This is a genomic window from Peribacillus sp. P4_C12 (assembly GCF_056402095.1).
Genome location: NZ_JBFUIB010000163.1, coordinates 1 through 7,504 on the forward strand (window position 1 = coordinate 1; position 7,504 = coordinate 7,504).

At 40.5% G+C, this 7,504-nt stretch carries 8 protein-coding genes and 1 pseudogene; 1 reads left to right on the plus strand and 8 read right to left on the minus strand.

What is annotated here, in order from left to right:
* Positions 1 to 1,226: M3 family metallopeptidase (locus tag AC1DUW_RS17200; RefSeq protein ID WP_477643047.1), on the minus strand; the 1,226-nt coding region annotated here is incomplete at its 3' end.
* A gap of 661 nt (positions 1,227 to 1,887) precedes the next feature.
* Complete coding sequence (gene sigK / locus AC1DUW_RS17205; protein WP_053347035.1) at positions 1,888 to 2,610, minus strand: RNA polymerase sporulation sigma factor SigK; 723 nt, start codon at positions 2,608 to 2,610, stop codon at positions 1,888 to 1,890.
* A gap of 191 nt (positions 2,611 to 2,801) precedes the next feature.
* Between sigK and AC1DUW_RS17210 the strand changes: the two genes are divergently transcribed.
* Positions 2,802 to 2,993 carry a hypothetical protein gene (locus AC1DUW_RS17210; RefSeq protein WP_477643048.1) on the plus strand — a complete coding sequence of 64 codons (192 nt, stop codon included), beginning with the start codon at positions 2,802 to 2,804 and terminating at the stop codon, positions 2,991 to 2,993.
* 405 nt (positions 2,994 to 3,398) lie between these two features.
* Here AC1DUW_RS17210 and AC1DUW_RS17215 read toward each other — a convergent pair whose 3' ends face one another.
* From AC1DUW_RS17215 to AC1DUW_RS17240, 6 genes and pseudogenes are all read right to left on the minus strand, one after another.
* Positions 3,399 to 3,539, minus strand: a complete 141-nt coding sequence (locus tag AC1DUW_RS17215; RefSeq protein WP_116820737.1) for a YrzI family small protein — start codon at positions 3,537 to 3,539, stop codon at positions 3,399 to 3,401.
* A 514-nt stretch (positions 3,540 to 4,053) separates the two neighbouring features.
* Positions 4,054 to 4,320, minus strand: coding sequence for a YrhC family protein (locus AC1DUW_RS17220; protein WP_053347037.1), 267 nt, complete (start codon positions 4,318 to 4,320; stop codon positions 4,054 to 4,056).
* A gap of 114 nt (positions 4,321 to 4,434) precedes the next feature.
* Positions 4,435 to 5,571 (minus strand): bifunctional cystathionine gamma-lyase/homocysteine desulfhydrase, encoded by a 1,137-nt coding sequence (locus tag AC1DUW_RS17225; protein WP_053347038.1) that lies wholly within the window; start codon positions 5,569 to 5,571, stop codon positions 4,435 to 4,437.
* A gap of 1 nt (position 5,572) precedes the next feature.
* A complete protein-coding gene (locus AC1DUW_RS17230; protein ID WP_477643049.1) occupies positions 5,573 to 6,496 on the minus strand; it encodes a PLP-dependent cysteine synthase family protein in 924 nt (307 codons plus the stop codon).
* Between the two features lie 93 nt (positions 6,497 to 6,589).
* Positions 6,590 to 7,285, minus strand: coding sequence for a 5'-methylthioadenosine/S-adenosylhomocysteine nucleosidase (gene mtnN / locus AC1DUW_RS17235; protein ID WP_116820740.1), 696 nt, complete (start codon positions 7,283 to 7,285; stop codon positions 6,590 to 6,592).
* A gap of 16 nt (positions 7,286 to 7,301) precedes the next feature.
* Positions 7,302 to 7,504, minus strand: a pseudogene (locus AC1DUW_RS17240) (SAM-dependent methyltransferase); the annotation flags it as partial.

Here is a 7,504-nt window from a genome sequence, read left to right on the forward strand (position 1 = left end):
GTTTCAGCCACGTTCATTGCATATGATCGATTCAATGGATGGATATCCCTCATCGCATATGAATGGAAAGCATGCCCCAATTCATGAGCCAATGTCGACACATTCGAAGGGGTGCCCGAATACGTCATAAAAATCCGGGATTGCTTATCCAAAGGGAAACTTGTGCAAAAACCGCCTGGCTTCTTTCCTGGTCTGTCTTCTGCTTCAATCCAGCTGTCTTCAAATGCTTTTTGAGTGAAGTTCGCTAACTGAGGTCCAAATTTAGAAAATTGCTGCACGATAAAATCTGCACCTTCTTGATAATCCATTACCTTTGACTCTGCTGTAACAGCGAGAGGAGCATCCAAATCAGCCCAACTTAATTTCTCCAAATCAAGTAATTCTGCCTTCCTATGTAAAAACTTCACTAGGGGCTCCTTATGTTCAGCAATTACGGTCCACATGCTCTCGAGGGTTTCTTTCTTCATCCTGCAGATTTCTAGCGGCTCCTTCAAAATATCATCCCAGCCTCTTTTTTCATTCACACTGAGACGAAAGCCTGCTAAATGATTCAAAGTCCGGGCAAAAAGATCACTTTTTTCATCCCAAGCCTGTTCCCAAGCAGTAAACAATTCATTCCGGACGTTTTTATCCGGATCAGAAAATTTATTAGCCGCCTGACCAACAGAAAGTGCTTCACCCTTAAAAGGGATGGTCATCGAGCCCACAATTGTATCATACATTTGGCTCCAGCCTTCAAACCCATCCATGGATAGCTGGGTGATTAGTGACTCTTCCTTAACAGAAAGCCTTTCCTTCGCTCTTTCTCTACGTTCATTCAATACATATTTCAGTTCATTCAACGGCTCTTTATTAAGGATACTCTGAAAAAACACCTCATCAAGCTCCAGTAGCATTTCATCCATTTTACTTACCACCGTTTTTAGTGACGCCACACTCTTCATTTGTTTTATTCGCAGTTGACCTGCCTTTTTATCCTGTGCATTTTGAGCTTCCAGGCATCCTATAAAGGCGCTAGCCTGTCTCGATTTCATATTTAAATTTTTATAAAGATCAAATGCCTGGATCAAACTGATTTCATCATTTTCTTCTGAATTTATCTTGCTTACAAGACGGTCAAATTCTTGAACCTCTTGATTGATTTCATCTAAAAAAAGCAGGAATTCCTTAGAAGAGCTTCCTCCTTTAAAAAAGATATCCAAATCCCATGTTAGAGAATATTCCATTTTCTGTTTGCCCCCTTTTATCAATATACCTATTATAGAGGTTTCACCTATATTTTTCTAACTAAAAAGAATTTTCAGTAATTTTTTAAAACATTTTTCTATATCCATAATTAAAAGCATGTTATTATGGTTATATCCTTAGGAAAGGGGAAGGTTTACATGAAACTATTTATCCAGCTGTCAGCCATTACCCTGCTTCTTTGGACAATGCATATACCTCTTCAACATCACACACAGCCATTAAACCTTGAAGAACACACTGATGTTCATCACTGGGATAAGGCCGAGAAAAAGCTCCCGTTCATACCTTTCTTAGGTTCCTGGCAGGACGTTATCCTTTTTCTTACTTTCGAATTTTGTATTTTTAATTTTCTTTATTTTCACTCAAATCTTCGACGGAGATTTCTCAGCCCAGTCTTTTTCCAGGCGAATTACGTATCCACAAACTCTAAGATTTTATAAAAAAATAAAATCGAGGAGTGATGAACATGTGGTTCCGCCTAATAATGATTGGTGTCTTTTCTTTAACTGCTTCACGTCTGTTCCTTTCCCAAGGTATTGAGATTTATCATGCCTTTGCAGAACTATTCAGAAATAAATATTAAAACAAAAAGAGTGCGGGAAGTTTGACCCGCACTCTTTTTGTTTTAAAAAATGATTTTTATCCTTTTGCTTTCTTTTCTTTCTCTTTTTCCGCTCGATAAAATTCATGGAACATCTTCATCAAGGCACGTTTTTCAATACGCGATACATAGCTACGGGAAATCCCAAGTTCTTTAGCAATTTCCCGCTGGGTTTTTTCCTTTTTTAAATCTAGTCCGAACCGGCCAACAATGACTTCCTTTTCCCGTTCATCCAAAATATCAATATACTTTTTCACCTTTTCAATTTCCATATTGAGCTGAATCGTATCAATGACATCTTCTGATTCTGATTTCAACACATCAATTAAACTGATTTCGTTTCCTTCTTTATCCTGACCAATCGGGTCATGTAATGAAATATCCTTTTTCGTTTTTTTTGTTGCTCGTAAATGCATCAGGATCTCGTTCTCGATACAACGTGCTGCATATGTGGCCAGCTTCGTACCCTTTCCATCGGAATAACTTTCAATGGCTTTTATCAAGCCTATTGTCCCAATCGAAATCAGATCCTCTGTATCTTCGCCTGTATTCTCGAATTTCTTGACGATATGGGCAACAAGCCTGAGGTTATGCTCGATAAGAATGTTACGGGCATCACCATCACCCTCACCCATGAGCTTCAGGTATTTCTTTTCGTCCTGGGATGACAAGGGCTGGGGAAAAGCGTTGTTTTTTACATAGGAAACTAATAAGTAAAATTCTTTGATAATATAGCCTACAGCTGTAAGTATTCCGGGCATTGGTCTCATCCTCCCGTTTCTTTGGTTTCCCTATTCATACCTATGCAACAGTGGGCTTGTTCGTGTCTGTACCACTAAAAGAAATCATGAAAGTAAAAAAATGTCTAAAACAAGAATGGTTGAAATCCCAATCGGACAATTACAAACATTCATATAATGATAGTGAATTTTTAGGGAGAGGGGGTTTTACTATGGGATATAACTATGGACCATACGGGTATAACTATGGTTATCCGCCGGGTCCAGCACCTTGTTATGGAGGAGGATGTTACGGGTTTGGGTATGGCCTATTTATTGTCCTCTTGATTTTATTGCTCATATTCGGCTTTTGGTGGCTGCCGGGATGTGGGTTTGGAGACGGCGGATTCGGTCCTTGCTGCTGATAAAAGCATATAAAAAACTCGGCTGAAATGCCGAGTTTTCTACTTTACATTATTACTTCAAACTGTGAAGCGGCTGATCGGCATCGACGGAAACATTTACAGCGATTACAGTTCCGATGACAGTAGTAAAAATAAGGATCATTACCATTGAGAACATCAAGAATCACTCCCCATATCTAACTTATCTTCAATTTATCATGTTTCCGCTGCTCTTAACCGTTGCTTATTTGAACAATATACATACAAACCATGGCAATACTGTGAAAGGTAAACAAATCCATTAGCCGGTATCCTTCTCATTCCAATAACAATACTTATCTCCTTTTAAATAAACCCATTTAATCATATTTACCTCCACCTTTCCTAAAATTTATAAATCCTAACGGATAACCATACATATCAGTCTTAGAAAAAAGGACGATGCTTCATTGCATTGTTTAAGTGCTCTTCACGAAGCTTGTGAATTCTCTCCTGTTGCAAACATTCTTCAGCAGTCATTTTTTTCATTTTAATTGTGATTGTAAAAAATAGCATATTCAGTGTCATAATATCACCTCCTTTAAGGGAGCGGCTTACCAAAAAAGGCATAAAAAGGCCGCAGAAAGTTACTTCCTCCTGCGGGATTTTTAAGAGAATATAAAAAGGCCGCAGGTAAAAGACTTCTCCCTGCGGCCGCTATGTTTGAATGATTAATAAAGCCAAAATTGCTTTAGAAATATTCCGCTTGGCACAGGTCGAATAGTATGTGATTGTTCTTTGAAACAGACAAGCCAATCTGATTAGTGATGGATCCTTGTAGATACAATTTCATTTTCCTCGACCTCCTTTGGAATATTTTTTATTACCTGGTAAGTATATCCACAAATGGCATTTTTGTAAACGGCTTTTGCCTATTTTTTCGAAAGTTCTTTCTTTTTTCCTATTTTCATTAGAAATTCACAGCTTAGGGAGGAAAATAGTATGAAAAAGCAGCCCTATCCTGTTATTGATTTTCTCTAGATGTTTGAAAAACAAAAAAGCCTGATTCTCCGTCAACATCTACGAAGAATCAGGCTTGCTTTTATTGTTTTAAAGAGTCATGGTCATCCATTTCTGCCAAAATCTTTTTATATTTATTAGATAATCTGAAAAATAGAATAGACATACCGAGGAACAAAATTGTGGCTCCCATATAGACATTCGTGGAAACCATCGTTTTTTCAACAGAAGGGAGTATGGTTCCTAAATAAAAGAACGAGCCCACACATAGCAAGGTAATCGCAAATTGTTTAAAATCCGTCTTTTTTGATCGTAGGACTGCAGCCGTTTGTTTTTTACGATTTTTCATGCCATTTCCACCTTCTTTCAAGCTAGTAAGTAATCGATATCTCATTCTACCATATTTATTCCAAATGATACGGTGTAAATAATGGCAGTAAGCCGAGAAGATGATACTGTCCGTTTAACCTCTTAGCGCCTGTTCCAAGTCTTCCACTAAGTCTTCCGCGTCTTCAAGACCTACGGAAATACGAATTAATCCATCGGTGATTCCAAGTTCAGCACGGCGATCTGCCGGAATAGAGGCATGCGTCATCAAAGCTGGAACCGAGATTAAGCTCTCCACTGCACCAAGGCTTTCAGCAAGGGTAAAGTATTTTACTTTCTCCAGCACACGTTCGGCCTTTTCTGCACTACCAACATCGAATGAAACCATACCGCCAAAGCCACGTGATTGTTTTTTGGCAATGTCATGGTTTGGATGGTTTTCAAGACCTGGATAATAGATTTTTGAAACACCTTTATGCTCGCTTAAGAAACGAACGATTTGAGAAGTGTTTTTTTCATGCTCTTCCATCCGGATGCCAAGCGTTTTCATACCACGCATCAGCAGCCATGAATCTTGAGGCCCTAGCACGCCCCCTGTAGAGTTTTGGATGAAATGAAGGTCATTACCAAGTTTTTCATCATTCACCACGACAAGACCCGCTACAACATCGCTGTGCCCCCCAAGGTACTTCGTCGCGCTATGAAGTACGATATCTGCTCCAAGGTTAAGTGGATTTTGCCAGTATGGCGTACTGAACGTATTATCCACAATAGTAAGCAAGCCGTTTGCATTAGCTATTTTAGATACCGATTCAAGATCAGTAATTTTCAATAATGGATTCGTCGGTGATTCAATGAACAATGCTTTTGTATTAGACTTGATTTCTTTTTCGATAGTGTGAATATCACTCGTATTGACGAAGGTCGCTTCTATGCCGAACCGGTTCAGCACTTTTGTCATGATTCGAAAAGAACCTCCATATACGTCATCGGTCAGTAATACATGATCACCTTGATTGAGCAACATCATCACCGCCGTCATAGCTGCCATTCCTGAACCGAAGGCGAATCCTCTTTTCCCTTCTTCAAGCTCCTTGATTAATTCCTCCAGGGCATGGCGGGTTGGGTTACCGGTACGGGAATACTCATAGCCTCGATGATCTCCTGGACCATCCTGCTTGTAGGTGCTTACCTGATAGATCGGCACCGAAACCGCACCTGTTTTTTCATCACCAAAAATGCCACCATGAATTAATTGTGTTTTTTTTCTCATTTCACAAGCCTCCCTGATAAATTTTTTTGCTTAAGTAACGTTCACTAGAATCCGGAAAAATCACAACAATATTTGTCCCTTGAGCAGCCTCTTCCGCTTCTATCATTGCCGCGGCAAACGCCGAACCGGAAGAACTCCCAACAAGCAGGCCTTCTTTGATTGCCAATTCCTTCACCATCTGAAACGCATCACTATCGCTTATCGTATGAATCTGGTCAAAATACGTTTCATCCATATAGGGAGGTAAAAATTCCATGCCGATCCCTTCTGTTTTATGAGGCCCAGCTTTGCCTCCGCTTAAAATTGATCCCTCTGGTTCAACAATAACGGTTTTGACCGCTGGATTTTTTTCTTTTAAATAACGTGATGTCCCCATGAAGGTCCCTCCCGTCCCGGCACCGGCAACAAACACATCCACATTGCCATCCAGTTGCTCCCAAATTTCCGGTCCTAGCGTTTTATAATACGCATCCGGATTTGACGGGTTGGCAAACTGCTGAGGACAATAGGCATCCGGAATTTCGGCCAGCAACGCCTTTGCCTTAGCAATCGCTCCTGTCATTCCTTCCTCTGTCGGGGTCTGAATCACTTTTGCACCAAGGGCTCGCATCAATTCCTGTTTCTCGGTACTAAATTTCTCCGGTACACAAAATATTACATCCACGCCACGGTTAATCGCCGCCAGAGCCAATCCAATCCCAGTATTTCCAGCTGTCGGCTCGATGATGGTTCCGCCCTCCTTTACTCTTCCTGACAGAAACGCTTGCGTTAAAAGTTCCTGACCAAGCCGATCCTTCACACTGCCCCCAGGGTTAAAGAATTCCAGCTTCGCAAAAACCCGGACTTCATTTGGAAGGGGGAAATGGGTGATTTCCATAAGGGGCGTCTCGCCAATCAAATCATGAATGTTTTGAAAGACCTTCATATTTGGACATCCTTTCAGAGTTTACCTACCGATTTAGTGTGTTATACATATAAAGAAATGATCAACGGAATGGCTTCCGCTGATCGCTAACATTTATTTCATTTTTTCTACCATTTTTAAAATCAGAGCGGTTGAATGTAGCGCCGCCGTTTCTAAGAACTTATCAAAGGAAATATTCGACTCCTTGCCAGCGATATCTGAAAGGGAACGAATGATAACAAACGGTGTTTGGAATTGGTGTGCTACCTGAGCAATAGCTGCCGCTTCCATTTCCACCGCGTATAAATCTGTAAATTTCCCTCTGACGAATTCAACCCGAACAGGATCATTCATGAAAGAATCTCCCGTCACGATCAAACCTTTCGCCACTTGAATATCTTCAATTTCTTTCGCCGCTTCTTCTGCGATAGCAAAAAGCTTCTCGTCCGGGATAAATGCTGCTGGCAATTGCGGTACTTGACCGTATTCATAGCCAAAGATTGTCACGTCAACATCATGGTGGCGCACTTCTGTTGAAATGACCACATCCCCTACATTAAGCGCTGGATGATAACCTCCTGCAGATCCAGTATTTATGACCGCATCCGGTTTGAATTTTTCTAAAAGAATCGTTGTGGACATCGCAGCATTCACTTTACCGATTCCCGATTTAAGTAAAATGACCTCAATGCCGTTCAGTGTCCCTGTGTTGAATTCGGATCCGGCAATCGTAACCTGCTCCAAACCTTCCAATTTATCACGTAAAATCGTAACTTCTTCTTCCATTGCTCCGATTATGGCTACCTTCATTAGTAAAAACCTCTTCCTATAATTTTTCAGCCTCCATAATCCAGACAAATTGATTGCAGCGCTCAAAGGTCACTTTAAATCCATGTGTTTCAAGTGCTTTTTCTAAAAAAGGAATGGTCGTATAATATTCCATTTGCAAATCGTTTGCCAAATTATGAAAGCCTGCATGCTTTGCATCTTGAATCGCTTGTTCATGCGCGTCTCTCGATTGATACATTG

Bases quoted from the DNA above. Each gene is read 5' to 3' on its own strand.
- AC1DUW_RS17225 (WP_053347038.1), bottom strand. From the start codon at position 5,571: ATGAGAAAAAAAACACAATTAATTCATGGTGGCATTTTTGGTGATGAA.
- AC1DUW_RS17215 (WP_116820737.1), bottom strand. From the start codon at position 3,539: ATGACACTGAATATGCTATTTTTTACAATCACAATTAAAATGAAAAAA.
- AC1DUW_RS17210 (WP_477643048.1), top strand. From the start codon at position 2,802: ATGGGATATAACTATGGACCATACGGGTATAACTATGGTTATCCGCCG.
- mtnN (WP_116820740.1), bottom strand. From the start codon at position 7,285: ATGAAGGTAGCCATAATCGGAGCAATGGAAGAAGAAGTTACGATTTTA.
- AC1DUW_RS17220 (WP_053347037.1), bottom strand. From the start codon at position 4,320: ATGAAAAATCGTAAAAAACAAACGGCTGCAGTCCTACGATCAAAAAAG.
- AC1DUW_RS17230 (WP_477643049.1), bottom strand. From the start codon at position 6,496: ATGAAGGTCTTTCAAAACATTCATGATTTGATTGGCGAGACGCCCCTT.
- sigK (WP_053347035.1), bottom strand. From the start codon at position 2,610: ATGCCCGGAATACTTACAGCTGTAGGCTATATTATCAAAGAATTTTAC.